This window comes from Bradyrhizobium sp. Pha-3 (assembly GCF_042258615.1).
Lineage (GTDB): Bacteria > Pseudomonadota > Alphaproteobacteria > Rhizobiales > Xanthobacteraceae > Bradyrhizobium.
Genome location: NZ_CP170152.1, coordinates 8,863,309 through 8,887,352 on the forward strand (window position 1 = coordinate 8,863,309; position 24,044 = coordinate 8,887,352).

Sequence of the window (24,044 nt, forward strand, 5' to 3'; positions counted from 1 at the left end):
GCATGGCCCGGATGCCCTTACGGCCCGCGCGGCTTCAATCGGCCGCGCCAAGAAAAGCAAGAAATTCTGGTCAGGGAGAACGCCTTTGGCGAAGCAGAACGGCAGCGCCACCGACAGCATTGTGGTGGTGCAGGCAAAGACCAACGGGCCGCAGGAAGCCGCCGACGAGATCGCGCGCCAGTTGGCGGCGGCTGATCTCGCCATGCTCGTGGTGTTCGTGTCGCCGTTCTATGACCCGAACGAATTCATTGCCGAACTGTCGAGGCAGATGCCCGACGTTCCGATCTTCGGCTGCACCACGGCGGGCGAATTGTCGCCCGGCGGCTGGGACGAGGACAGCGTCGTCGCGATGGGCTTCGACGCCGCCGATTTCGTCATCGCGGCCCGGCCGCTGTTCGATCTCGCGACGTTCCGGGTCGATCACGGCCGCTCGATGTGCACCGAGTTGCAGAACGAATTCGCGCAACGCACCGAGCATTGCGATCACACCGACGATTCCTTCGGGCTGCTCTTCATCGACGGCATGTGCCAGCGTGAGGAAACCATCATGTCGGCGATCTACGCATCGCTCGGCGACATCCCCGTGGTCGGCGGCTCCGCCGGCGACGGCCTGCGTTTCGAGAAGTCGTGGGTCTTCCACGGCGGCGAGGCCCATACCGACGCGGCCGTCCTGATCCTGATCCGGACCCGGCTGCCGTTCCGCACCTTCAAGTGCGACCATTTCGAGCCGACCTCGACCAAGATGGTGGTGACCGAGGCCGACATCGAGCACCGTATCGTCAAGGAGTTGAATGCCGAGCCCGCCGCGCTGGAATATTCGCGCGCCGTCGGCCTCAGCGACAGCAAGCTCGAACTGTTCTCCTTTGCCGCGCATCCGGTCCTGGTGCGCGTCGGCGGGGCCTATTACGCGCGGTCGATCCAACGCACCAATCCGGACGGGTCGCTGCAATTCTTCTGCGCGATCGACGAGGGAATGGTGCTGACGGTGGCACGCGAGCGCGACCCGATCGACGTGACGAGCCGCCTGCTCAAGGAGCTGACCGAGGATCTCGGCGAGGTCTCGATGTTCATCGGCTTCGAATGCGTGCTGCGCCGTCTCGATGTCGAGCAACGCCAGCTGTCGCGGGAGATGTCGGAGCTCTATCGCCGCAACAAAGTGATTGGCTTTCAGACCTATGGCGAGCAGTATCGCTCCATGCATGTCAACCAGACGCTGACCGGCATCGCCATCGGCAAGCGGGCTGTCGCGCCGCAATGACCGACAGCGAGACCACACGCATTGCGGCCCTCGAACGCGAAGCCGAGAAGCTGCGCAAGATCAACGCGGCACTGATGTCGCGCGTCGAACGTTCGACCGACCAGCAACTCAACGCTTTCTCGCTGTTCGAAACCGCCATCGCGCTGGATCAGCAGGTGCGCGACCGCACCCAGCAGCTCAAGCAGGCGCTGCAATCGCTGGAAAAAACCAACGGACGCCTGCTGCAGGCCAAGCAGCAGGCCGAGGCGGCAAGCTCGCTGAAATCATCGGTGCTGGTTTCGGTGACACACGACCTGCTGCAGCCCCTCAATGCGGCGCGGCTGACACTGTCCGCGCTGACCGAAATGGCCAGCGAGCCCAAGAGCGTCGCGCTGACCGACCAGATCGACCGTTCGCTGGCGACGCTGGAAGACATGTTGCGGACGCTGCTCGACATCTCGAAGCTCGATGCCGGCGTGCTCAGGCCCGAATTCGGTCCGGTCGCGATCGCCTCGCTGTTCGAGCCGCTGCAGCAGGAATTCGCGGCAACCGCCGCCAAGCGCAATCTCGGCTTCCGGATCATGCCGTCGTCGGCGGTGGTTCGCTCCGATCCGCTGATGCTGCGCCGGATCCTCCAGAACCTCTTGGCCAATGCGCTGCGCTACACCCAGCGCGGCACCGTGCTGATGGGATGCCGCCTCAAGGGCGACGACATCTGCATCGAGGTGCATGACACCGGGCCGGGCATCCCGGAAGCCCAGCGCGAAGCCATCTTCGTCGAGTTTCAGCGCGGCGACGCCGGCGCCGGCGACAAGGCGGGCATCGGTCTCGGCCTTTCGATCGTGCGGCGGTTTGCCGATTTGCTCGGCCACAACATCAGGCTGAGTTCGCGCGCCGGCAAGGGCTCGGTGTTCTCGGTCACCGTGCCCCGCACCTTCGATCCGGTTGCGATCCCGGTACGCGAACAGGCCAGCGTCGACTATCGCTATGGCGGCATGGAGGGCGCGAAGATCCTGCTGATCGAGAACGACCTCTCGAGCGCCGAGGGCCTCGCCCATCTGCTGGAGAAATGGGGCTGCGACGTCGCCGTGACGATCTCCAAGACCGAGGCGCTCGAGCGCATCCACGCGCTGGACGGCATCCCCGATGCGATCATCGCCGACCTGCACCTCGACAATGGCGAGACCGGCATCCAGGCCGTCGACGTGATCCGTGGCGAAATCAACGCCAAGGTTCCGGCGATCATCGTGACCGCCGACTACTCGGCCAAGGCCGCCTCCGACGTTTCGGCCTTCGGCCACGAATTGCTGAAGAAGCCGATCAAGCCCGCCGAGATGCGCTCGCTGCTGTCCTTCCTGCTGGCCGCGGAGCAGTCGAGCGCGCGGTTATGACCAGAGCGTTTTCGAGCGAAGTGGATACCGGTTCGCGTGAAGAAAACGCGTCGGACAAGAACCTAGAGCCCCGTTCCGATTCTATCGGAACTGGGCTCTAGTGTCCCGAATCCGAAGTTCGTATCATTCGCCGCACCTTCGGAGCGAACTTCGGATTCGATAAGGACACTAGCAAACTTATGATTCTAGTGTGCTTTATGAATGCGAAGTTCGTGAAAGCGACTGCCGCGAAATCGCACGAACTTCGCATTCAGCACACTAGTCGCCATGTGGTGGCGGCGGGGCCGTCACCGGCGCATGGTCGTGCTTGCCGAAATCCAGTTTCGACAGCGCAATGATGGCCTCGGTCCGGCTGCGCACGCCGAGCTTGCGCAGGATCTCCGAGACATGCACCTTCACGGTGGTGACCGAGATATCGAGCTGATAGGCGATGTGCTTGTTCTGAAGGCCGTGGCAGATCATGTCGAGCACACGAAGCTGCTGCGCGGTGAACTGGCCGAGCTGCTGCACCAGTTGCTTGGTGTCGGCCTGGCCCTTCCGTGCGGCAGCCGAATCGCGAAAACGCGTCGGCAGGCACACCTCGCCTTCGAGAATGCCGCGCAGCAGGCGCGCCAGCTCGAGCTTCGGCGTCGACTTCGGAATGAATCCGGAAATGCCGAGCGCGAGGGCGCTGCCGATGATCCGGGAATCGTCATGCGCCGAGACGATCACGAGCGCGCTGCGCGGCGCCGCGGCCCGCACCCGGTAGGCGCCGAGCAGCCCCGTGGTGCCCGGCATCGACAGGTCGAGCAAAATCAGATCGAGCCCGTCGCGCGTTGCGATCACGTCCAGCGCGCCGTCGATCGAGGTCGCCTGCAGCACCTCGGCATCGGGAAACTCGGCCCCGATCACACCGATCAGGGCGGCACGGAACAGCGGGTGGTCCTCGACGATCAGCAGTCGAGGCGCACCCGCTCTATCGACCGGCGGCTCGTCCGCCAGGGGCGCGGTCGTGGTCAATGCTGCGCCGTCCTCCCTCGGATCGCTGATGACAGCCATTGTTTGCACGACGTTATCTCAAAGCCGGGCCGCAGCCTATAGGTAGCCCCCCGGATGCGCTCGCCTTGCAGCGCAGCAAATCTAGGGCGCCTTCTCTGCCTTCGCACCCGAGCTGGCCTCGAGGACGGGAAGCGGAATCTTGCCGAGCTCGATGATCGCCTTGTTGCGGCTGAACAGCTTCAGCTTTCGCAGGATCTCGGTCACATGCGCCTTCACGGTGGATTCCGCGAGCTTGAGCTCGGAAGCAATCTCGCGGTTCTGCAAGCCGCGGATGATCAAGTGCAGCACCCGAATTTGCTGCGGGGTCAGCTTCTGGATCCGCTCGCGCAGCGTCCGCGCGGTCTCGGACTGTTCCAGCGCGCCGCCCGCGACGAAATCGCGCGGCGCCGAGACCGACCCGCTCAGCACGCGTGCGATCGCCTGCGAGAGCTCGCCGAGCGAGGTCGATTTCGGCAGATAGCCGACCGCCCCCATTTCCAGCGCCTCGCGGATGGTATGCTTGTCCTCCTCGCTCGAGACGATGGCAATCGGCAGCCTGGGATAGCGATCCCTGATCTTCTGGAAACCGGAGAAGCCGACCACATCGGGCAGCAGCAGATCGAGCAGCGCCAGATCGATATTCGGCTCGCTGGCGAGGATGCCAAGGGCCCCCTTGATCGAGGTGGCCTCGTAGATCCGGGCATCGGGATGCGAGATGCGGATGGCGTTGCCAAGCGCCTCGCCAAACAGGGGGTGATCGTCGATGATCAGGAACCCCATCATGAGGACCCTCGCACTGCTATTCGCCAATGGCGGCGGCTAGTTCGACCCGCCGGTATCCTGCACACTCTGCAGATAGGCATACACGTTTCTGAGCTCGTCGTCGCTGAAGACGTCCTTCCAGGCCGGCATGCCCTTGGCTGGCCGCCCGTCATGGACCGTCTTCCAGAATGTCGATTCCATGTCGTCAGCATAGCGCTGCTTCAGCAGCCTGAGATCGATCTTTCGCTCGGCCTGCACCGCGTCCGGACCATGGCAATGGGCGCAGGTGCCGTTGAAGACCTCCCGCCCGGCCTGGGCATCCCCCTTGGCATCTCCGCTCGCCGCAGCAGCGGCCTGGACCGGTTTCTCGGCCGCAGCCGCCTGCCCGACCGTGACGGGTTCACTGGCCCCAACGGACGACGTCGCCGCCGGGGTTGCCTGGCCGAACTTCACCGGCGCGCCGTTCGGCACGCCATATTTGGCAAACAGGGCGGAAATCTCCGGCTGCAGCGACGGCAGCACGCCGTCGACTTCATCGCGCAGCGCGCCGGACGCCTTGGCGAAGCCGATCGCGGTCGGCCAGAGCAGGCCGTCACCCTCGGTCGACACGATCTGGTACTTGTCGCCATAGGTGGTCTTGTTGAGCCAACCCGCCACCGGCGCCCAGATGAAGGCGATGTCCGCCTTGCCCTGTTCGAGGGCCGCCATGCCCTCCTCCGGGCTGAGCACCGTGACCTTCTGGATGTCGTCACGCAGCGCGAGCAGATTTTGCGGTGTCGATTGATACTGCACCGCAACCCGCAATCCCTTGAGATCGTCGGTGCCGGCAAGCTTGCGATCCCTGGCGCCGACCATCGCGTAGCCTTCGTGGGCGATCGGCTTCGAGAAGATCACCGCCGGGCCCATGAAATCGTCGATCAGCGGCAGGCCGACCATGGCGTCGCACTGCTTGCTGAGCAGCGTCTCCCGCACGGTGCGCTTGCCGAAATAGGACTTGTACCAGTTGGTGCTCACCGTGCGGCCGAGCTTTTGCGCCACCGCCTGGCCGATCTCGAGATAGAGGCCGGGCTTGCCCGGGTCGTCGCTCGAGAACGGCAGATTGGTCGGGTCGGCGCAGAGCCGCAGCAGCGGTTTTGTCTCGTCGGCGCCGGCCGCCAGGGCCGGCACCATAAGCAGGGCGGAGAGCAGCACGGTCCGGATTGCATGTTCCAACCGCGTGTTGCGCGAGGGGGTGCGCAGTTCGTTTCGGGCGATACAGGACACGGACAATGCTGCCTCCTAGACGGATGGTTTACTGCAGGGCGAACACGAACAGCGAGCCGCCTTCGGGCGCCGCGGCGACCATCTTCTTGCCGATGTCGCCGAGGAAGGCCGGCAGCGCCGCGGTACGTCCGACCACGATCGCGACATACTGCTTGCCGTCGACCGAATAGGTCACTGGACCCGCGCCGATGCCGCTGCCGAGGTTCTTGCTCCACAGCACCTTGCCGTTCTTGGCATCGATGGCGCGGAAGTCGCCGTGCAGATTGCCGGAGAACACGAGGTTGCCGCCCGTCGTCAGTGTGCCGCCGTTGAAGGGCAGGTCTTCCTTGATGCTCCACACCTTCTTGTTGGCGATCGGATCCCAGGCCACGAGCTCGCCGAGGAAGCCGCCGGGGCCCGCCTTGGTCGGGAATTCGGCGCCGAGATAGAACACGCCGCGCTTGTAGTTCACGTCAGAGACCGACCAGTCCATGCAGACATTGTTGCTCGGGATGTAGACGAGGCCGGTCTGCGGGTTGAACGACATCGGCTGCCAGTTCTTGCCGCCGATCAGGTTCGGGCAGATGTCCTTGGCGGGATGGCCGGGACCCGGACGCTTGTCCGGATCCTCTTCCGCCCGCATCGTGTTGATGTCCCACTTCTTGGCCCAGTTGGCGAAGACGTACTTCTCGGCCGAGATCACCTTGCCGGTCTCGCGGTTGGCCACGAAGAAGAAGCCGTTGCGGTCCGCCTTCATCAGGACCGGCGTCTCGGCGCCCTTGATCTTCAGGTCGGCGAGCAGCAGCTCGTTGACACCGTCAAAATCCCAGGCGTCGGCCGGCGTGCCCTGGATGTGCCACTTGATCTTGCCGGTGTTGGGGTCGATCGCCAGCGTCGAGGCCGTGTAGAGGTTGGTCAGCTTGCCGAAATTGCCGTCGCCGGTGGAGCGCACGCCGGTATTCCACGGTCCCGGATTGCTGGTACCCCAATAGACCGTGTCGGACTTGGCGTCGTAGGAGCCGACCAGCCAGGCGGCGCCGCCGCCGTGCAGCCCGGTGTCGCCCTTCCAGGTGTCGCTGCCGGGTTCGCCGGGCGCCGGCACCGTGTAGGTCTGCCAGAGCAGCTTGCCGTCATTGAGCGAGAAGGCCTGCAACGAGCCGCGGACGCCGTATTCGCCGCCGCCGAAGCCGGTGATCACCTTGTCACGGACGATGAGCGGCGGCGAGGTGATGACCGAGCCCTGCTTGTAGTCGACCACCTTCGAGGTCCAGAGCTCCTTGCCGGTCTCGGCGTCGAGCGCGGTCAGCTTGCCGTCGAGCCGGCCGACGAAGATCTTGCCGTCGGCGTAGGACACGCCGCGGCTGTTGACGTCGCAGCAGGCGTATTGAAGCACGTCATCCGGAATATCGGGCTGCCAGGTCCATTTACGCGCTCCGGTCGCGGCATCGATGGCATAGACGTATTTCGGACCCCACGACGTCGACACATACATCGTCTTGCCGATCACGACCGGCGAGGACTCGTTGGAGCGCAGTGATGCGAGCGACAGCGAGTAGACCAGCTGCAGCTTGCCGGCGTTCTCGGAATTGATCTGCTTCAGGGGGCTGAAGCGTGTATTGCCGTAGTCGTGGCCGGCGATTGCCCATCCGTTCGGATCGGACGCCGCCTTCACGACGGAATCATTGGCTTTCGACGCGCCAATGCTTGCCATCACCATGGCGACCAGCGACACACCGGCAAAGAAAATCCCGCTCCTCAGCTTCATTGGCTTCCTCCAATATGGTTTCGTTGCCGCGATGGATGCATCGCGCGCGCGGATCGATACCCAATTTCATGAACCAGCGATCTTCTGTCGCTGCGTCGGCGAAGAAAATGACAGCAACGGTATTGCGTCGTTATAGGCGGAAGGTAGTAGCGATCGCGGCGGCGATTTTTGGCGCGCCGTAGCACCATCCGCCTGCCGAAAACCGCTTGCACTGCGGGGTGATTTCGTCGCGCCGGAGCATGCCCAAGGCAGCTTGCAAATTGCTCATCCAACGGCTGCCTGCTAGGATCGGCAGTACAGCCCGGCGCCTTCACGACAGGGCCGCACCTACGACTTTGATCGCGGTTACGTCCCATATGAAGCGTGGTCTACTGGGCCCATAACGAAGCTATTGGGAGAAACGCGTGTCTACAGTCAAACTGACGGTAAACGGCAGGGCGGTTTCGGTCGACGTCGAGGACCGGACCCTCCTCGTGCATCTCTTGCGCGAAAACCTCAACCTCACCGGCACCCATGTCGGCTGCGATACCAGCCAGTGCGGCGCCTGCGTCGTCCATGTCGATGGACGGGCGGTCAAATCCTGCACCATGCTGGCCGGTCAGGCCGCTGGCTCCAACGTCACCACGATCGAAGGCCTCGCCAAGGGCGACGAGCTGCACCCGATGCAGGCGGCGTTCCGCGACAATCACGGCCTGCAGTGCGGCTATTGCACCCCCGGCATGATCATGTCCGCGGTCGATATCGTGCACCGCCATGGCGGCAAGCTCGATGAGGAAACGGTTCGCCACGAGCTCGAAGGCAACATCTGCCGCTGCACCGGCTACCACAACATCGTCAAGGCGGTGCTCGATGCAGCCGGCCGCATGAAGGTCGCGCAGGCCGCCGAATAGCCGGCCCACGCAGTACACACGATCAAGCTCATCACCGCCGGTCTCGATGGAAACGGCGGCAAATCGAATCTCCGTCGGGAGGACTAGACTATGGGTGTTGAAGGAATTGGCGCACGCGTCGTGCGCAAGGAAGATCGCCGGTTCATTACCGGCCAGGGACGTTACGTCGACGACGTTAAAATGGTCGGCATGAGCTATGCTCACTTCATCCGCAGCCCGCATGCACACGCCAAGGTCAAGGGCATCAACTCCACTGATGCCATGAAGATGCCGGGCGTGATTGCGGTGCTGACCGGACAGCAGATCGTCGACGACAAGGTCGGCAATTTGATCTGCGGCTGGGCCATCACCTCGAAAGACGGTTCGCCGATGAAAATGGGCGCGTGGCCGGCGATGGCGCCGGAGACCGTGCGCTTTGTCGGACAGGCGGTCGCGGTCGTGATCGCCGAGACCAAGAACCAGGCCAGGGACGCGGCGGAAGCCGTCGTCGTTGACTACGAAGAGCTTCCCGCGGTGGCCGACGTCAGGGCCGCGATCAAGTCGGGCGCTCCGCAACTGCATCCCGAAGCCCCCGGCAACATCGTCTATGACTGGCATATCGGCGACGAAGCCGCGGTCGGCGACGCCTTCAGCAAGGCCGCCAATGTGGTGACGCTCGAGCTCACCAACAACCGCCTGGTGCCGAATGCGATGGAGCCGCGCGCGGCGGTCGCGCATTACGATCAGGCCGAAGAGCACTACACGCTCTACACGACCTCACAGAATCCGCACGTCGCCCGCCTCGTGCTGTCGGCGTTCTACAACATCGCGCCCGAGCACAAGCTGCGCGTCATCGCCCCCGATGTCGGCGGCGGCTTCGGCTCCAAGATCTACATCTACCCGGAAGAGATGGTGGCGCTGTGGGCCTCGAAGAAGGTCAACCGCCCGGTGAAATGGACCGGTGATCGCTCGGAGGCCTTCCTCACCGACGCGCATGGCCGCGACCATGTTTCGAAGGCGGAGATGGCGTTCGACAAGGACAACAAGATCCTTGGCCTGCGGGTGAAGACCCACGCCAATTTCGGCGCCTATATGTCGCTGTTCTCCTCGGCGGTCCCGACCTATCTCTACGCGACGCTGCTGTCGGGCCAGTATGTGATCCCCTCGATCTACGCCGAGGTGATCGGCGTCTACACCAACACCACGCCGGTCGACGCCTATCGCGGCGCCGGCCGTCCCGAGGCGAGCTATCTGCTCGAGCGTATGATGGAGACGGCGGCGCGGCAGCTGAAGGTCGATCCGACCGAGCTGCGCAAGAAGAACTTCATCAACCAGTTCCCGTATCAGACGCCGGTCATCATGGCGTATGACATCGGCGACTTCCACGCCTCGATCGATGCCGCGATGAAGGCGATCGACTATGCCGGCTTCCCGGCCCGCAAGGCCAAGGCGAAAGCCAGTGGCAAGCTGCGCGGCATCGGCGTCTCCTGCTACATCGAGGCCTGCGGCATCGCACCGTCAAAGGCGGTCGGCAGCCTGGGGGCCGGCGTCGGCCTGTGGGAATCGGCGGAGATCCGCGTCAATCCGGTCGGCACCATCGAGGTGCTCACCGGCTCGCACAGCCACGGCCAGGGCCACGAAACGACGTTCTGCCAGATCATCGCAGAACGGCTCGGCGTGCCGATCAGCCAGGTCTCGATCGTCCATGGCGACACCGACAAGGTGCAGTTCGGCATGGGCACCTACGGCTCGCGCTCGATCGCGGTCGGCGGTGCGGCGATCGTGAAGGCGATGGAGAAGGTGGAAGCCAAGGCCAAGAAGATCGCGGCGCATGCGCTCGAGGCTTCCGAGAGCGACATCGTGATCGAGAACGGCGAGTTCAAGGTCACCGGCACCGACAAGGCGATCGCGCTGCCGATGGTCGCGCTCGCGGCCTACACCGCGCACAACCTGCCTGACGGCATGGAGCCCGGCCTGAAGGAGACGGCGTTCTACGACCCGACCAACTTCACCTTCCCGGCCGGCGCCTATATCTGCGAGCTCGAGGTCGATCCCGGCACCGGCAAGACCTCCTTCGTCAACTTCGTGGCAGCGGACGATTTCGGCCGGCTGATCAACCCGATGATTGTCGAGGGCCAGGTCCATGGCGGCCTTGCGCAGGGCATCGGTCAGGCGCTGCTCGAGGGCGCGGTCTATGACGACACCGGTCAGCTCGTGACCGCGTCGTTCATGGATTACACCATGCCGCGCGCCGACGACCTGCCGTCGTTCGAGCTCTCCCACACCACGACGCTGTGTCCGGGCAACCCGCTCGGCGTCAAGGGCTGCGGCGAAGCCGGCGCGATCGGCGCCTCTGCGGCCGTGATCAACGCGATCACGGACGCCATCGGCAACAACAAGCTGGAAATGCCCGCGACGCCCGATCGCGTCTGGCACGCCATTCACGGTTGAGGGAGGAAGAGCCATGTACGAGACAAATTATCACCGTGCTTCCTCGGTCGCCGACGCCGCAGCCACGTTTGCCAAGGGCACGGAATCAAAATTCCTTGCCGGCGGACAAACCCTGCTCCCCGTGATGAAGCAGCGCCTCGCCGCCCCGTCCGACGTGATCGACCTTTCCAAGGTGCAGGAGATGATCGGCATCGAGGTTTCGGGCGACACCGTCACCATCAAGGCAGCGACGCCGCATTACGATGTAGCGCAAAGCGATGCGGTCAAGAAAGCGATCCCCGCGCTTGCCAATCTGGCGTCGATGATCGGCGACCCCGCCGTGCGCTATCGCGGCACGATCGGCGGCTCGCTCGCAAACAACGACCCGGCGGCGGATTATCCGGCGGCGGTGCTGGCGCTCGGCGCAACGATCAAGACCAACAAGCGGTCGATCGCGGCGGATGATTTCTTCAAGGGCCTGTTCACGACGGCACTCGAGGATGGCGAGATCATCACGCAAGTCGCGTTCCCGGTTCCGGCCAAGGCAGGTTATGCCAAGTTTCCGAACCCGGCCTCGCGCTTCGCGCTGACTGGCGTGTTCGTCGCCAAGACCAAGTCGGGCGACGTCCGCGTCACCGCGACCGGTGCATCGCAAAGCGGCGTCATGCGGGTGGGGCCGATCGAGCAGGCGCTGAAGGCGAACTGGGCGGCTTCGGCGCTCGATAGCGTCACGATCGCGGCGAGCGGCCTGCTCGCCGACATCCACGGCTCGGCGGACTACCGCGCGAACCTGATCAAGGTGATGGGACAGCGTGCCGTGACCGCGGCCGGCTGATAGCGCCTAAACACAAGTCGAGCGGCGGCGCGCAGCGATGCGCGCCGTTCGCGTTTTACCGGCGCCTCGTTTTACCGGCGCTTCGAGGCAAAAGACGCTTGCCTCATCGCGCGTTCGGCGAGACAATTTAGCTAATCAGCTAATTAAAAATACCGCCCCACGGGCGGCTGGGAGAACGCACGACATTCGGCGCCAAGCCAGCCGCAAGCACCTCAGCCGCTTAACGCCCCACAACCAACGGATAACAACGTGCTCGATAAACCCGCCTCCCAAACCGCCGCTCGCACCTCGGGCCCGCTCGCCGGCTTCCGCATCGTCGAATTCGCCGGCATCGGCCCCGGCCCGTTCGCCTGCATGCTGCTCGCCGACATGGGCGCCGAGGTCATCACCCTCGATCGGGTCGGCGCAGGCAAGAATTTGAAGGCGGTGGCAACCCGCGGCCGCAAGGTCATCGAGCTCGACCTCAAGAACAAGGCGGCGATCGCGGAAGTGCTCGACCTGCTCAGCCATGCCGACGCGCTGATCGAAGGCTTCCGCCCCGGCGTCATGGAGCGTCTCGGTCTCGGCCCCGACATCGTGCTCGCGCGCAATCCGAGGCTGGTCTTCGGCCGCATGACCGGCTGGGGCCAGGAAGGCCCGCTGGCGAACGCCGCCGGCCATGACATCAACTACATCTCGATAACAGGCGCGCTGGCCGCGATCGGCACCAAGGAGAAGCCGGTGCCGCCGCTTAATCTGGTCGGCGATTTCGGCGGCGGCGCGCTTTACCTCGTGGTCGGCGTGCTCGCGGCGCTGCTGGAAGCGCAGAAGTCGGGCAAGGGCCAGGTGGTCGACACCGCGATGTGCGACGGCGCGGCCTCGCTGATGTCGATGTTCTACGACATGCGCGCCCAGGGCCGCTGGAGCGGCGGCCGCGACCAGAATTTCCTGGACGGCGGCGCGCATTTCTACGGCGTCTACGAATGCTCCTGCGGCAACTTCATCTCGATCGGCTCGATCGAGCCGCAGTTCTACGCGCTGCTGCGCAAGCATGCCGACCTGACCGACGCCGACTTCGACGCCCAGATGGACCGCAAGGCGTGGCCGGCGCTGAAGGCGAAGCTGGAGAAGGTGTTCAAGAGCAAGTCGCGCGCCGACTGGTGCACAATCATGGAAGGCACCGACATCTGCTTCGCGCCGATCCTCACGATGGAGGAAGCGCCTGCCCATCCGCACATGGCGGCACGCCAGGTGTTCGTCGAGCGCCACGGCGTCACCCAGCCCGCCCCCGCGCCGCGCTTCTCGCGCACGCCGTCCGCGATCCGCGAGCCGGAGTTGGCGAGCATTGGTGACGTGACGAGTGCGTGGAAGGCGGGGAAATAATTCTCGGTGTCGTCCCGGGCAAGCGCAGCGCGACCCGGGACCCATATGTGGACGGCCCCCGTGGCACAAGAGCTTTCTGAGTAGATCGGATCGCTGCATCCATATGTGCGGCCTGTTGATGCGACACGCAATGGTCGCTGGCCAAGATGGGTTGCGCGACGCGAGCTCCAAACAACCCCGCGACCTGTTGGCGGCCAATGGGTCCCACGGACTGTCTCGCATCGTTGATCGACCGATTGCTCCATCTGCTCTTGCAGCTTCCGGGTCGGCTGGTGGGCGAACCCGCCGGCCGGCCAATCTGTTAGGCGGCGGCCGCCATGGCATTGAGCCGCGCGGCATCGTAACTCTCGCCCGTCGCCATCAGCTTCCAGGCGATGCGGGCAACCTTGTTGGCGAGCGCCACGGCGGCCAGCTTCGGCGGCTTGCGCTTGAGCAGCGCCAGCAGCCAGCGCGACGGATGGCCTCGGCCCCGCCGAACCTGCTGGATGACCGCAGTCGCCCCAACCACGAACAAGCGGCGCAGGTCTTCGTCACCGGCCCGCGTGATCTTGCCGAGCCTGGTCTTGCCGCCGGTGGAATGATCCTTCGGTGTGAGGCCGAGCCAGGCCGCAAAATGCCGGCCGGAGCGGAACGCATGCGGATCGGGCGTCTTCATCACCAGCCGTGTTGCGGTGATCGGGCCGACGGATGGGATCTGCGCCAGACGCCGGCTCAGCGCATCGGCGCGGTGCCAGGCCATCAGCCTAACCTCGAGTTGCTTGAGCTCGGCTTGCAGAGCAGCGTATTGGCGTCCCTGCACCGCAAACACCTCGCGCGCCATGCTGGGCAAGCTCTCGTCCTGCGCGATCCGCGCCAGCAGCGGCTCGATCTTGTCGAGCCCCTTGGGCGCGATCAGGCCGAGCTCCGCCGCATAGCCGCGGATCGCGTTGCTCAGCTGGGTGCGCCGGGCGATCAATCCATCGCGCAGCCCCGCCAGCATCAGCGCGGCCTGTTGCTCGGCCGTCTTGACCGGCACAAAGCGCATGTTCGGCCGGTCCATCGCTTCACACAGCCCTTCTGCATCGCGCCCGTCATTCTTGTTCCGCATCACGTAAGGCTTCACCAATTGCGGGGCCATCAGCCTCACCTCGTGACCGAGCTTGCCAAGCTCCCGCGCCCAATACTGCGAAGCTCCGCAGGCCTCCATCCCGATCACGGTCGGCGGCAATTTGGCGAAGAACTCCAGCACTTGCTTGCGCGACAGCTTCTTGCGCAGCACCACCTGCTCCGCCGCATCAACCCCATGCAGCACAAAAATATGCTTCGACGTATCCATTCCAATGCGGTTAATCTCTCCCACGGACGGCTCCTTTGTCTGAGATTTGCAACAACCTCATTCTGGCACACTGATGCCGTAGGGGGCCGTCCACACCATCAACCACAGGGCTTCGTTGTTGAACAAGGCTGTGGCTCCAGCTTGCCTCACACCACGCCCGGTGGTTATGGGTCCCTGCTTTCGCAGGGACGACACCTGTTGATTTAGCGCTAGCGCGGCACCTTACGTCGGCTTCACGCCGCGTGATCGACCTTCAGCACGCCGCGGCGGATCTGGTCTTCCTCGATCGATTCGAACAGCGCCTTGAAGTTGCCTTCGCCGAAACCGTCGTCGCCCTTGCGCTGGATGAATTCGAAGAAGATCGGCCCGATCGCGTTCGCCGAGAAGATTTGCAACAGCACCTTGGTCTGGCCGCCGTCGACCACGCCCTCGCCGTCGATCAGGATGCCGTTGGTCTTGAGCCGCGCGACGTCCTCGCCATGCTGCGGCAGGCGGGCATCGATCCGCTCGAAATAGGTGTCGGGCGGCGACGGCATGAACGGCAAGCCGTCCGCGCGCAGCGTCTCCACGGTGCGGTAGATATCGCGCGCGCCGCAGGCGATGTGCTGGATGCCCTCGCCGTGATAGATGTTGAGATATTCCTCGATCTGCCCGGAATCGCCGGCATCCTCGTTGATCGGAATCCGGATCTTGCCGTCGGGGCTGGTCAGCGCCCGCGAGAACAGGCCCGACGCGCGGCCCTCAATGTCGAAGAAGCGGATCTGACGGAAGTTGAACAGCTTGGCATAGAAGCCGGTCCAGACATCCATGCGGCCGCGATGCACGTTGTGGGTGAGGTGATCGACGTAATAAAGGCCCGAGCCCGCGGGACGCGGATTCTCGCCCCCTAACCACTCGAACTCGGCATCATACGCCGAACCCTTGGCGCCGTAGCGGTCGACGAAATACAGCAGGCTGCCGCCGATGCCCTTGATCGCGGGCACATCGAGCGTCTTCTCGGCGGACGACGCATCCGCCGGCTCGGCGCCGAGCGCGATCGCGCGCTCATAGGCGTGCTTGGCATCGACCACGCGGAACGCCATCGACGGCGCGCAGGGGCCGTGCGCGGCGACGAAATTGAAGCCGTGAGTACCCGGCTCCTCATTGACGAGATAGTTGATGTCGCCCTGGCGATAGACCGTGATCTTCTTGGTGGCATGGCGGGCGACCGCGACAAAGCCCATCAACTTGAACAGCGCATGCAGCTCGCCGGGGTTGGGATGGGCATATTCGACGAACTCGAAGCCGTCGGTGCCCATCGGATTGTCGGTGCTGATTTCGGCCGGCGGCGCATCGTGCGGAAACGGACCCATGGCGGCAACTCCCTGATTTGTCTGGGGATCAGTTTCCGTCATTATTGACGCAACGTGCGTGCAAAATGGCCCATGATTTGCTAGAATGGCGCACGATCCATGCATGAAATGGACTATCTACGCATGCCAGACGTCGATGCCTTCGACCTCAAAATGCTCGCCGCGTTGCAGGATGACGGCCGGCTGACCAACCAGCAGCTCGCCGACCTGGTCGGGCTCTCCGCCTCGCAATGCTCGCGGCGGCGGATGCGGCTGGAGGAGGAGAAGGTGATTTCCGGCTACCATGCCGACCTCGCCGGCGAAGCGCTCGGCTTCGGCCTGATCGCCTTCATCCACATCACGCTCGCGACCCACTCGCCCGACAACGCCAAGCGGTTTCGCGAACTGGTCAACCGCGTCGACGACATCCAGGAAGCCTACGCGCTGACCGGGGATGCCGATTACGTGCTCAAGGTGATGCTGCGCGACCTCAAAAGCCTGTCCGACATCGTCAACAACGTGCTGATGCCGCATCAGAGCGTGGCGCATGTGCGCTCATCGATCGTGCTCGACCGCCTGAAGGAGAGCACCAAGCTGCCGCTGAAGGCGCTGCAGACCTGACTGGCGCAAATCGAGGGAATTCCGTCATTCGCTTCGGTGACACGACCTGCGATCATCTGCGTGAATTGGTTCGATGCTGCGACATCGGCGGTGGGCTCCCTCTCCCCTTGTGGGAGAGGGTTGGGGTGGTCCTAACCGGCTACATAGGTAACAGAATAGACCGGCGACATGGGTAACAGGTCAACTGATCGGCAAGGAGGAGCTTGCCGATGGGGTGGATGGAGACCTGTGCTGTGGATGAGCGGATGCGGTTTGTGGTTGCGGCGCAAAAGCACGAGGAGTCATTTGCGGCGGTGTGTCGGCGGTTCGGAGTGAGCCGTCGGGTGGGCTACAAATGGCTTGCACGGTTCGAGGAAGAAGGCGCGGCCGGACTGTTCGATCGTCCGCGAGCTCCTCTGCATCGTCCGCAAAGCGTTGCGGAGGAGATCGCCGAGCGCTGCCTTGAGGTGCGTCGGGCGCATCCGACCTGGGGGCCGATCAAGGTGCTGGCCTTTCTTGAACGGAAGTCACCTCGGACGGCATGGCCTGCGGCAAGCACGATCGGCGAGCTGTTCGATCGTGAGGGCCTGACGGTGAAGCGCAAGCTGCGCCGGCGTAGCCCGCCCTCGAGCGCGCCCTTTGCCGGTTGCGATGCAGCCAACGATACCTGGTGCATCGACTTCAAGGGCTGGTTCCTGACCGGGGACGGCATGCGCTGCGAGCCGCTGACGATCACCGATGCCTACAGCCGCTACCTGCTGCGCTGCCAGGTTCTGGCGCGCACCGACACGGATCATGTCTGGCCGGTGCTGGACGCGGCGTTCCGCGAGTTTGGGTTGCCGCATTACATGCGCTCGGACAACGGCTCGCCGTTTGCCTCGCGCGGCGCCGGAGGATTGTCGCGGCTGTCGGTCAAGCTGATCAAAGCCGGCGTGACGCCAGAGCGCATTGCACCGGGCAAACCTCAGCAGAACGGCCGCCATGAACGCATGCATCTGACCCTGCTGCAAGACGTTGCCAGTCCGCCGGCTCCCACCATGCGCGAGCAGCTCAAGCGCTTGCACAGCTTCCAGCATCTCTACAACCAAGAACGTCCGCACCAATCGCTCGACAACGCCACGCCAGCCGACCGTTACCAAGCCTCCTCGCGCCGCTTCCACGGTGTCTTGCGCGAGCCGGAATACGCTGACGATCAGGAGGTCCGCTCGGTCCGGCAGAACGGAGAGATCAAGTGGCTGGGCAACACGATCTACATCAGCGAAGCGCTGATCGGTGAGCCCGTCGGCCTGGCCGAGGACCAAGACGGCTGGACCGTCAGCTATGGCCCGATCGTGCTCGGCACGATCGCTCGCCGCGGTGACCAACTCCGCAGGCCGAGACGCAAAGCAAGAGGCTGTGGACTTGAGGACAACGCTGCGCGTTGCCCTCAGGGTCCACAGCCTCAACAACAACAGACCTGAACGAAACGAGAATTGTGTTACCCATGTCGTCGGTCTGAACTGTTACCCATGTTGCCGGTTGCTCAGGGTGAGGGGTTCTCTCCGCCGAGCACACTCCGTCGAGAGACCGAGACCCCTCACCCGGATCGCATCTTGCGATGCGATCCAACCTCTCCCACAAGGGGAGAGGTGCAGCGGTGTACGCGGCATCCAGGAATCTGAGGAAACCCATGGCGCTGCAGCTGCGACCGAACTGCGAATATTGCGACAAGGACCTGCCGCCAAGCGCGCTGGACGCGCGGATCTGCTCGTACGAATGCACGTTCTGTGCGGACTGCGCCGAAACCAAGCTCGGCAATGTCTGCCCGAACTGCGGCGGCGGCTTTGCGCCGCGGCCGATCCGCCCGGCCAAGCCGTGGCGGGCGGGTGTCTGCACCGTGAACCAGCCGCCGTCCGACAAGCGGGTGCATCTGAAATACAGCCTCGAGGACTGCGCGGCGCATACGGCGCGGCTGAGGGATGTGAGGCCGGAGGAGCGGTGAGTTCCCTCTCGCCATTGCGAGCGAAGCGAAGCAATCCATCCTCTCCGTGCGGGGATTGATGGATCGCTTCGTCGCTTCAGCGCAAAATTGCTTAGCAATTTTGTCGCGAGCTCCTCGCAATGACGGAGAAACAACCTACTCCGCGGCGACGATCGTGCCTTCGACCTCGCCAAAGCCGACGCGATAGCCGTCGCCCTGGCACCAGCCGCGCATGACAAGCGAGTCGCCGTTTTCGAGGAACGAGCGTGTCACGCCGCTGCCAAGCTCGACCGGCTCGGTGCCGTTCCAGCTGATCTCCAGGAGGCTGCCGCGCTGGTGCTTCTCGGGACCCGAGATCGTGCCCGAACCCAAGAGGTCGCCGACATTCATCGCGCAGCCGCTGGAGGCGTGATGCACCAGCTGCTGCACCGACGACCAGTACATGTATTTGAAGTTTGTGCTGCAGATCGTCTTCGCTTCGTTCATCGCACCGGCGCGCAAGCTCACGTCGAGCTGCAGGTCGTAATTGTTCGGCTGGGCCTGCTTCAGGTAGGCCAGCGGCTCCGGCTCTTGCTTCGGACCCTGCATCCGGAACGGCTCCAGCGCCTCGCGCGTCACCACCCACGGGCTGATCGAGGTCGCAAATGCCTTGGCCTGGAACGGCCCGAGCGGCACATATTCCCACTGCTGAATGTCGCGCGCGCTCCAGTCATTGAGAATGACGAAGCCGAAGATCATCTCCTCGGCCTGTTGCTCGGTGAGCATTTCGCCCATCGCTGACGCCTGGCCAACCACCACGCCCATCTCGAGCTCGAAGTCGAGCCGCTTGCAGGCGCCGAAGCTCGGCACCTCTGCGGTCGGCGGCTTCAGCTGGCCGCGCGGCCGCCGCACCTTGGTGCCTGACACCACCACGGTCGAGGCGCGGCCGTTGTAGCCGATCGGCATGTGCAGCCAGTTCGGCTGCAACGCATTGTCCTTGCCGCGGAACATGACGCCGACATTGGTGGCGTGCTCCTTCGACGAATAGAAATCGGTATAGCCCGAGACGGCAAACGGCATGTGCAGCCGGACCTCCGCCATCGGCACCAGCGCCCGCGCCCGCAATTCCCGGTTGTCGCGCAGCTCCGGATGATCGGCGCGCAACAGCTCGCTGATCCGTGCCCGCGTCGCCGACCAGACCTTCGGCCCGAGCGCCATGAAGGCGTTGAGCGACGGCTGCGAGAACACGCCGAGCGGCCCGACATCGAGCCGCGAGTCCTGCTCGAGCTCCCAGAGGTCGAGCACATAATCGCCGATCGCGACGCCGACGCGTGGCGCAAGGCCATCCTTCGACGAGAACACGCCGTAGGGCAGGTTCTGGATCGGGAAGTCCGAGGTCGGGGCGACGTCGATGAAGGAGCGGAGGGATGGGTCGTTGGGGTGGGTCATCGTTTTCTCGATGCAATGATGGTGGTGCCAGTTTCGCCACCCTCCCCTGGAGGGGGAGGGTCGGCTCGCATGGAGCGAAGCGAAATGCGAGACGGGGTGGGGTGATCCCTCCACTCGGGTACTGCCTCAAGGGAGAGACTGTCACCCCACCCCGCCGCTCATTTCATTCGCGTCGACCCTCCCCCTCCAGGGGAGGGTAAGATTACGGCTTGGTCGGGTCGAACTTCTTCTCGAGCCCCTTCCAGCAATCCGAGTAGTCGTCCTGCAGCGTCGACGAGGTCGCCGCGTGCTGCGTCACGCGCTGCGGGAAACGGGTCTCGAACATGAAGGCCATCGTGCCGGTCAGCTTCACCGGCTTCAGCTCGCCGTTGCTGGCGTGCTCGAAGGCTTCGCGGTCGGGACCGTGCGGCAGCATCATGTTGTGCAGCGAGATCCCGCCAGGCACGAAGCCTTGCGGCTTGGCGTCGTAGACGCCGTAGATCAGGCCCATGAACTCCGACATGATGTTCATGTGGTACCACGGCGGGCGGAAGGTGTTGTCGGCCACCATCCAGCGCTCCGGGAAGATCACGAAGTCGATGTTCGCGGTGCCCGCGGTCTCCGACGGCGAGGTCAATACCGTGAAGATCGAGGGATCGGGATGATCGAACGCGATCGCGCCGACCGGCGAGAAAGTGCGCAGGTCGTATTTGTAGGGCGCATAATTGCCGTGCCAGGCGACGACGTCGATCGGCGAATGCGGCAACGTGGTCTTGAACAGCGCGCCGCCCCACTTCACGTAGAGCTCGGTCGGCGTGTCCTTGTCCTCGTAAGCAGCCACCGGCGTCAGGAAGTCGCGCGAATTGGCCAGGCAATTGGCGCCGATCGGGCCACGCTCCGGCAGCGTGAAGGCGCCGCCGTAATTCTCGCAGAGATAGCCGCGCGCCGGGCCATTCGGAATCTCGACGCGGAATTTGACGCCGCGCGGGATCACCACGATCTCGCCCGGCTCGGCATCGATCCGGCCGAACTCGGTGACGAGGCGCAGATTGCCCTGCTGCAGCACGAACATCATCTCGCCGTCGGCATTGTAGAAATGCTGATCGACCATCGATTTGGTGATGAGATAGATGTGCGCCGCCATGCCGGCCTGGGTATTCGCATCGCCCGCCGTGGTCATGGTCTGCACACCCTGCAGGAACGTCATGTCCTCTTTCGGGATCGGCGCCGGGTCCCAGCGCAGTTGCGCGATCGGCATGTCGTATTCGTGGCATGGCGCGGTGCGCCACAGCCCGCTATCTGCCTTGGCGAAGCGGCCGGAGTGCCGCACCGACGGTCGGATACGGTAGAGCCAGGAGCGCTCATTGGTGCCGCGCGGCGCCGTGAACGGCGAGCCCGACAGTTGTTCAGCATAGAGCCCGTAGGCGCAGCGCTGCGGCGAGTTGCGCCCCATCGGCAGCGCGCCGGGCAACGCCTCGGTCTCAAAGCTGTTGCCGAAGCCGGACATGTAGCCCGGCGTGACTTGCCCCGAGCTGCGAACGATCTGATCAGGTGAGGTGTTGATGTTCATCATGATCCTCCTTGCAGGGCGGCCCACATTTCCTGGTCGCGCTTGTCGGTCCAGATCACGGGATCGTCGATCCCGGACGCTTCGTCATAGGCACGCGAAACGTTGAACGGCAGGCAGTGCTCGTAGATCGCGAACTTCGAGAATTTCGGATCCATCACCTCGCGCGTCGCCGCCATCGATTCCTTCAGGCTGCGGCCCTTGGCGACGGCCGATTCGGCCGCGCCATAGAGCGTGGTGACGAAATCGCGGGTCATCGCGATCGCATCGCGACCGGTCTCGAGGCCCTTCAGCGCATCGCCGCGGCCCGGCGCGATCGCCTTCGGATTGAAGGCGCGGATCTCGTTCAAGGTCATCGGCCATTCGCGCAAATGCGCATCGCCGCAATAGCAGGCCGAGTGATATTCGATCAGATCGCCGGAGAACATCACCTCGGCGTCCGGCACCCAGGCGACGATGTCGCCTGAGGTGTGGCCGGCGCCGAGCTGCATCAGCCGCACCTCGCGCTTGCCGAGATAGATCGACATCTCGCCCTCGAAGGTCAGCGTCGGCCAGGTCAGTCCGGGAATGCTCGCGGCATCCTGGAACAGCCGCGGGAAGCGGCCGTATTCGGAATCCCAATCCTGCTGGCCGCGTTCCTCGATCAGGCGATAGGTCTCCTGCGAGGCGACGATGCCCTGTGCGTGATAGGCCGAGGCGCCGAGCACGCGCACCGCGTGATAATGCGATAGTACGACGTACTTGATCGGCTTGTCGGTGACGGTCTTGACCCGCTCGATCACCTTGTTGGCCATCGCGGGCGTTGCCTGCGCGTCGAACACCAGGCAGCCGTCGTCGCCGACGATGACGGCGGTGTTGGGATCGCCCTCGGCGGTGAAGGCATAGAGATCGGTGCCGATCTCGGAGAAGGTGACCTTCTTCTCCGCGAGATCCGTGGTCGATGCGAAACCTTTGGCCATCAGTTCAATCCTGTTCGTTGATCGGTGCTATTGTTGTTGCTGTTGTTGCTGCTGGCTCGCGTCCGGCGTCCGCCGCTTCGCCAGCGCGATCGCCTCGCGCAGCACGTCGAGATCGCCGATATGGTTGGCGAGCACCAGAACCAGCGCGGCATCGAGATCGGCGCTCTGCGCGTCGGTGAGGCCGCGATGCGCCTCGACGATGGCGCGGAAGGCGTCGTCGGGACGAGCGAAGTTCGAACTGGTCGACAGCGCCATGACTGCTCCTCAGTTCAAGCCGGCAGCGCGCGCCAGCGCCGCATCGAGTGCCGGCCGCGCGGCGTTGCGGAAGCGTGCCGCGACGTAGCCGTCCGGCCGCAGCAGATAGGCGGTGCCGGGCTCGGCATCATAGCGCTTGCCGGCGAGACCCTGTGCGTCGATCAGCCCGCCCTGGCCACCGATCCGGATGCTCCCGACGCCGTCAGGCACATCGACAGCTGCGCCATTGCCAAACTCCAGCAGGGTGAAACGCGTTCCCTGCCTGATGAAAACGTCGGTCAGATAGCTGGAACCACCGCCCTGCTCCATCACCGGCGCATCCGGCATCGAGGCGCCAGGCCGCGGGCCGCCACGCCAGCTATCGCGATCGCCGCTCGATAGCGGCGTGTCGTAGACCGACGGCACCGACAGCCGGCCGCCATTGACCATGCGCTTGCCGAACTCGGTGTCCTTGGCGAGCGAGAGCACGGCTTCGCGCAGCCGCGCCTCCTGCCGGGTCACCGGCGCCATGAAATCGGTCGAGCGGGTGGATTCGCGGATGTTCTCGTCCGCCGCCGCGCTGCGTTCGATGTGATAGGTCTCGAGCAAGCCTTCGGGCGATGACCGGCGCAGCACGCGATCGAGCTTCCACGCCAGATTCTCGGCGTCCTCGAGCCCGGAATTGGCCCCGCGCGCACCGAACGGCGAGACCTGATGCGCGGAATCACCGGCAAAGATCACGCGGCCGTGGATGAACTTGGCCATCCGGCGGCACTGGAACTTGTACAGCGAGATCCATTCAAACTCGAACTTGTCGTGCCCAAGCATGCGCTCGATCCGCGGCCGGACATTCTCGGGCTGCTTCTCGGCCACCGGATCGGCATCCGGATTGAGCTGCAGATCGATCCGCCAGATATCGTCCGGCTGCTTGTGCAGCAGTGCCGAGCGCCCCGCATGGAACGGCGGATCGAACCAGAACCAGCGCTCGGTCGGGAATGCCGCGGTCATCTTGACGTCGGCGATCAGGAACTGGTCCTCGAACACCTGGCCCGCGAACTCGGCGCCGACCATCTGCCGCAGCGAGGAACGCGCGCCATCGCAAGCGACGACAAAGGAGGCGTGCACCTGGTAGGGGCCTTCAGGCGTCGCAATGGTCAGCGCAACGCCGTCGTTGCGGCTTTCCAGCGCGATCACCTTGTTGCGCCAGCGCAGGTCGATTTCAGGCAGCTGCTCGACCCGGTCGACCAGATAGGCCTCGGCATAGAACTGCTGCAGGTTGATGAAGGCCGGCCGCTTGTGACCCTCCTCGGGAAGCAGGTTGAACTGGTAGAGCTGCGAGGCGCCGTGGAAGATCTTGCCGACGCTCCACACCACGCCCTTCTCGACCATGCGGTCGCCGACGCCGAGGCGGTCCCAGAATTCCAGCGAGCGTTTCGAGAAGCAGATCGCGCGCGAGCCCTCGCCGATCCGGTCGGCATCGTCGAGCAGCACCACGCGCTGGCCGCGCTGCGCGAGATCGATCGCAAGCGACAATCCCACCGGACCGGCGCCGACCACCACGACCGGATGCTCCGCGACGTTGGCGCCCGACCGCTCCTGGTCGGGGTGACGGCGATAGCCGAACTGGGTTTTGGCTTGTGCCGTATTGGCCTGTGCCATTGCGTGACCCTGATTGCGTGACCCTGGATGTTCCCTGGTGCCGCCGGCCCTCTTTTGCGGCTTGGGCTGCGGCTTGTGTGACCGGTTTGCGACCGGGACCTT

At 64.3% G+C, this 24,044-nt stretch carries 19 protein-coding genes and 1 pseudogene; 9 read left to right on the forward strand and 11 right to left on the reverse strand.

Annotated features, from left to right (window positions below):
* Positions 1 to 85: 85 nt before the first annotated feature.
* Both ACE10Z_RS41390 and ACE10Z_RS41395 read left to right on the forward strand, forming a co-directional pair.
* Positions 86 to 1,258, forward strand: a complete 1,173-nt coding sequence (locus tag ACE10Z_RS41390) for an FIST N-terminal domain-containing protein (protein ID WP_375785820.1) — start codon at positions 86 to 88, stop codon at positions 1,256 to 1,258.
* Positions 1,255 to 2,628 carry a hybrid sensor histidine kinase/response regulator gene (locus ACE10Z_RS41395; protein ID WP_375785821.1) on the forward strand — a complete coding sequence of 458 codons (1,374 nt, stop codon included), beginning with the start codon at positions 1,255 to 1,257 and terminating at the stop codon, positions 2,626 to 2,628. The genes ACE10Z_RS41390 and ACE10Z_RS41395 overlap by 4 nt, the downstream gene beginning before the upstream one ends.
* A gap of 258 nt (positions 2,629 to 2,886) precedes the next feature.
* Here ACE10Z_RS41395 and ACE10Z_RS41400 read toward each other — a convergent pair whose 3' ends face one another.
* The 4 genes from ACE10Z_RS41400 to ACE10Z_RS41415 all read right to left on the reverse strand — a co-directional run bounded on the left by ACE10Z_RS41400 (position 2,887) and on the right by ACE10Z_RS41415 (position 7,414).
* Entirely contained in the window at positions 2,887 to 3,666 is a 780-nt protein-coding gene (locus tag ACE10Z_RS41400; RefSeq protein WP_375785822.1) for a LuxR C-terminal-related transcriptional regulator, read from the reverse strand.
* An 81-nt stretch (positions 3,667 to 3,747) separates the two neighbouring features.
* Positions 3,748 to 4,428, reverse strand: coding sequence for a response regulator (locus ACE10Z_RS41405; protein WP_375785823.1), 681 nt, complete (start codon positions 4,426 to 4,428; stop codon positions 3,748 to 3,750).
* Positions 4,429 to 4,464: 36 nt separating this feature from the next.
* Entirely contained in the window at positions 4,465 to 5,670 is a 1,206-nt protein-coding gene (locus ACE10Z_RS41410) for a c-type cytochrome (protein WP_375790053.1), read from the reverse strand.
* Between the two features lie 28 nt (positions 5,671 to 5,698).
* A complete protein-coding gene (locus tag ACE10Z_RS41415) occupies positions 5,699 to 7,414 on the reverse strand; it encodes a PQQ-dependent methanol/ethanol family dehydrogenase (protein ID WP_375785824.1) in 1,716 nt (571 codons plus the stop codon).
* Positions 7,415 to 7,818: 404 nt separating this feature from the next.
* Between ACE10Z_RS41415 and ACE10Z_RS41420 the strand changes: the two genes are divergently transcribed.
* The 4 genes from ACE10Z_RS41420 (at position 7,819) to ACE10Z_RS41435 (ending at position 12,910) form a co-directional block, all read left to right on the forward strand.
* Positions 7,819 to 8,304, forward strand: coding sequence for a (2Fe-2S)-binding protein (locus ACE10Z_RS41420; protein WP_097675807.1), 486 nt, complete (start codon positions 7,819 to 7,821; stop codon positions 8,302 to 8,304).
* Positions 8,305 to 8,394: 90 nt separating this feature from the next.
* Positions 8,395 to 10,734, forward strand: coding sequence for a xanthine dehydrogenase family protein molybdopterin-binding subunit (locus ACE10Z_RS41425; protein WP_375785825.1), 2,340 nt, complete (start codon positions 8,395 to 8,397; stop codon positions 10,732 to 10,734).
* Positions 10,735 to 10,747: 13 nt separating this feature from the next.
* Positions 10,748 to 11,548, forward strand: a complete 801-nt coding sequence (locus tag ACE10Z_RS41430; RefSeq protein ID WP_375785826.1) for an FAD binding domain-containing protein — start codon at positions 10,748 to 10,750, stop codon at positions 11,546 to 11,548.
* 249 nt (positions 11,549 to 11,797) lie between these two features.
* The gene (locus tag ACE10Z_RS41435) at positions 11,798 to 12,910 is read left to right on the forward strand and encodes a CaiB/BaiF CoA transferase family protein (RefSeq protein ID WP_375785827.1); all 1,113 of its coding nucleotides are present in this window, start codon (positions 11,798 to 11,800) and stop codon (positions 12,908 to 12,910) included.
* A 301-nt stretch (positions 12,911 to 13,211) separates the two neighbouring features.
* Here ACE10Z_RS41435 and ACE10Z_RS41440 read toward each other — a convergent pair whose 3' ends face one another.
* Both ACE10Z_RS41440 and hppD read right to left on the reverse strand, forming a co-directional pair.
* Positions 13,212 to 14,249 carry an IS110 family transposase gene (locus ACE10Z_RS41440; protein WP_375785828.1) on the reverse strand — a complete coding sequence of 346 codons (1,038 nt, stop codon included), beginning with the start codon at positions 14,247 to 14,249 and terminating at the stop codon, positions 13,212 to 13,214.
* A gap of 209 nt (positions 14,250 to 14,458) precedes the next feature.
* Positions 14,459 to 15,577 (reverse strand): 4-hydroxyphenylpyruvate dioxygenase, encoded by a 1,119-nt coding sequence (gene hppD / locus ACE10Z_RS41445; RefSeq protein WP_375785829.1) that lies wholly within the window; start codon positions 15,575 to 15,577, stop codon positions 14,459 to 14,461.
* Between the two features lie 123 nt (positions 15,578 to 15,700).
* Here hppD and ACE10Z_RS41450 point away from each other — a divergent pair, with 123 nt between their 5' ends.
* The 3 genes and pseudogenes from ACE10Z_RS41450 to ACE10Z_RS41460 all read left to right on the forward strand — a co-directional run bounded on the left by ACE10Z_RS41450 (position 15,701) and on the right by ACE10Z_RS41460 (position 18,137).
* Positions 15,701 to 16,177, forward strand: coding sequence for an Lrp/AsnC family transcriptional regulator (locus ACE10Z_RS41450; protein ID WP_171947948.1), 477 nt, complete (start codon positions 15,701 to 15,703; stop codon positions 16,175 to 16,177).
* A 209-nt stretch (positions 16,178 to 16,386) separates the two neighbouring features.
* A pseudogene (locus ACE10Z_RS41455) lies at positions 16,387 to 17,502 on the forward strand (integrase core domain-containing protein); the annotation flags it as partial.
* A 323-nt stretch (positions 17,503 to 17,825) separates the two neighbouring features.
* Positions 17,826 to 18,137 carry a DUF1272 domain-containing protein gene (locus tag ACE10Z_RS41460; RefSeq protein ID WP_375785830.1) on the forward strand — a complete coding sequence of 104 codons (312 nt, stop codon included), beginning with the start codon at positions 17,826 to 17,828 and terminating at the stop codon, positions 18,135 to 18,137.
* 135 nt (positions 18,138 to 18,272) lie between these two features.
* Here ACE10Z_RS41460 and fahA read toward each other — a convergent pair whose 3' ends face one another.
* The 5 genes from fahA to ACE10Z_RS41485 form a co-directional block, all read right to left on the reverse strand.
* Positions 18,273 to 19,544, reverse strand: coding sequence for a fumarylacetoacetase (gene fahA / locus ACE10Z_RS41465; RefSeq protein ID WP_375785831.1), 1,272 nt, complete (start codon positions 19,542 to 19,544; stop codon positions 18,273 to 18,275).
* Between the two features lie 202 nt (positions 19,545 to 19,746).
* Positions 19,747 to 21,093: a homogentisate 1,2-dioxygenase gene (gene hmgA, locus ACE10Z_RS41470; RefSeq protein ID WP_375785832.1), complete on the reverse strand. Its 1,347-nt coding sequence runs from the start codon at positions 21,091 to 21,093 to the stop codon at positions 19,747 to 19,749.
* Positions 21,093 to 22,049 carry an MBL fold metallo-hydrolase gene (locus ACE10Z_RS41475; RefSeq protein WP_375785833.1) on the reverse strand — a complete coding sequence of 319 codons (957 nt, stop codon included), beginning with the start codon at positions 22,047 to 22,049 and terminating at the stop codon, positions 21,093 to 21,095. The genes hmgA and ACE10Z_RS41475 overlap by 1 nt, the downstream gene beginning before the upstream one ends.
* A gap of 27 nt (positions 22,050 to 22,076) precedes the next feature.
* Positions 22,077 to 22,304 (reverse strand): DUF2783 domain-containing protein, encoded by a 228-nt coding sequence (locus tag ACE10Z_RS41480; RefSeq protein ID WP_375785834.1) that lies wholly within the window; start codon positions 22,302 to 22,304, stop codon positions 22,077 to 22,079.
* A gap of 9 nt (positions 22,305 to 22,313) precedes the next feature.
* On the reverse strand, positions 22,314 to 23,942 hold the full coding sequence (locus tag ACE10Z_RS41485; RefSeq protein WP_375785835.1) for an FAD-dependent oxidoreductase: 1,629 nt from the start codon (positions 23,940 to 23,942) through the stop codon (positions 22,314 to 22,316).
* Positions 23,943 to 24,044: the final 102 nt, after the last annotated feature.

Excerpts from the sequence above, each read along its gene's own strand:
- ACE10Z_RS41395 (WP_375785821.1), top strand. The coding sequence starts at position 1,255 with ATGACCGACAGCGAGACCACACGCATTGCGGCCCTCGAACGCGAAGCC.
- ACE10Z_RS41400 (WP_375785822.1), bottom strand. The coding sequence starts at position 3,666 with ATGGCTGTCATCAGCGATCCGAGGGAGGACGGCGCAGCATTGACCACG.
- ACE10Z_RS41405 (WP_375785823.1), bottom strand. The coding sequence starts at position 4,428 with ATGATGGGGTTCCTGATCATCGACGATCACCCCCTGTTTGGCGAGGCG.
- ACE10Z_RS41415 (WP_375785824.1), bottom strand. The coding sequence starts at position 7,414 with ATGAAGCTGAGGAGCGGGATTTTCTTTGCCGGTGTGTCGCTGGTCGCC.
- ACE10Z_RS41425 (WP_375785825.1), top strand. The coding sequence starts at position 8,395 with ATGGGTGTTGAAGGAATTGGCGCACGCGTCGTGCGCAAGGAAGATCGC.
- ACE10Z_RS41430 (WP_375785826.1), top strand. The coding sequence starts at position 10,748 with ATGTACGAGACAAATTATCACCGTGCTTCCTCGGTCGCCGACGCCGCA.
- hppD (WP_375785829.1), bottom strand. The coding sequence starts at position 15,577 with ATGGGTCCGTTTCCGCACGATGCGCCGCCGGCCGAAATCAGCACCGAC.
- ACE10Z_RS41450 (WP_171947948.1), top strand. The coding sequence starts at position 15,701 with ATGCCAGACGTCGATGCCTTCGACCTCAAAATGCTCGCCGCGTTGCAG.
- ACE10Z_RS41460 (WP_375785830.1), top strand. The coding sequence starts at position 17,826 with ATGGCGCTGCAGCTGCGACCGAACTGCGAATATTGCGACAAGGACCTG.
- fahA (WP_375785831.1), bottom strand. The coding sequence starts at position 19,544 with ATGACCCACCCCAACGACCCATCCCTCCGCTCCTTCATCGACGTCGCC.
- hmgA (WP_375785832.1), bottom strand. The coding sequence starts at position 21,093 with ATGAACATCAACACCTCACCTGATCAGATCGTTCGCAGCTCGGGGCAA.
- ACE10Z_RS41475 (WP_375785833.1), bottom strand. The coding sequence starts at position 22,049 with ATGGCCAAAGGTTTCGCATCGACCACGGATCTCGCGGAGAAGAAGGTC.
- ACE10Z_RS41480 (WP_375785834.1), bottom strand. The coding sequence starts at position 22,304 with ATGGCGCTGTCGACCAGTTCGAACTTCGCTCGTCCCGACGACGCCTTC.
- ACE10Z_RS41485 (WP_375785835.1), bottom strand. The coding sequence starts at position 23,942 with ATGGCACAGGCCAATACGGCACAAGCCAAAACCCAGTTCGGCTATCGC.